The sequence below is a fragment of the Rhizobium sp. SRI_017 genome (genome assembly GCF_057586295.1).
The window spans coordinates 1-904 of sequence record NZ_JBYCZP010000075.1; the positions used below are offsets into that span (position 1 = coordinate 1).

A 904-nucleotide genomic window follows, 5' to 3' on the forward strand; every position below is an offset into this window, starting at 1 on the left:
GTGTCCGTCATTGAAATAACTCCAAGGTGTGGAGGTCTTCATAGCGGAGTTTTTTAGGACAATATGTATCCTAAAGTCCGAATTCTATGTCCGTTCGTCCTGAAATGGTGCGGCGCACAACGCCAGGTGAAAGGCTCGTAATGCGCTTGAAGGCGCGAGCGAAAGAAGCTTCTGATTCATAGCCCAGTTGAGAAGCGACTTGGGCAACCGACATATTTTGACCGAGTAACTCTCGTGCAAGCTGCATGCGCAGACGGGTGAGATACCGTGCCGCACCTTCTCCTAAGATGGCGCTGAAACGTTCCGCGAAGATCGAGCGTGATTGACCTGCCACGGCAGCAAGGGTCTCCAGCGTCCAGCCATGGCCGGGATCTCGGTGCATGGCTGCCAGCGCACGTCCGATATGAGGATCACGAATTGCAGCGAGCCAGCCGCTGGTCGAAGCCCCGCTGCAATTGACCCAGCAGCGAATAAGCCGCGCGACGAGTACATCCGCCATGCGTGATAAAACCGTGGCGCTGCCTATCTGGGGCTGCGCCGCCTCTGCCGTCATGGCGGTGAGGAGAGGGTTGACGATCGGATCATTGCCAGCAACATCACAACCCTTGATGATCGGTGGCATCAGGGCGATTAACGGGTTGAGCACATTCGCACCCAAAGCCATGGAACCGCAGAACAAGGTGCTTGTCGCTCCTGTTCCTTCCTGCACCACTTCGCAGACATTGCCTCCCAACTTGGTGACCTGGCAGCTCTTGAGCGAGTCCTCCACAACATCCGGTCTACTGGCCAGTCGGTGTTCCACCCCTTGTGGCAACAGCACCAGATCGCCGTCTTGCAACTCCTGCCATCCCTGGACTTCGGTATAGATCCAACATGGCCCCTCACCGACGAAATGAAAGCGAAG

At 56.4% G+C, this 904-nt stretch carries 1 protein-coding gene; it reads right to left on the minus strand.

What is annotated here, in order from left to right; all coding sequences use genetic code 11:
* Positions 1–70: 70 nt before the first annotated feature.
* Positions 71–904 (minus strand): cupin domain-containing protein (locus AC2YI2_RS35070; RefSeq protein ID WP_487391133.1); only part of this gene is annotated, 834 nt, incomplete at its 5' end.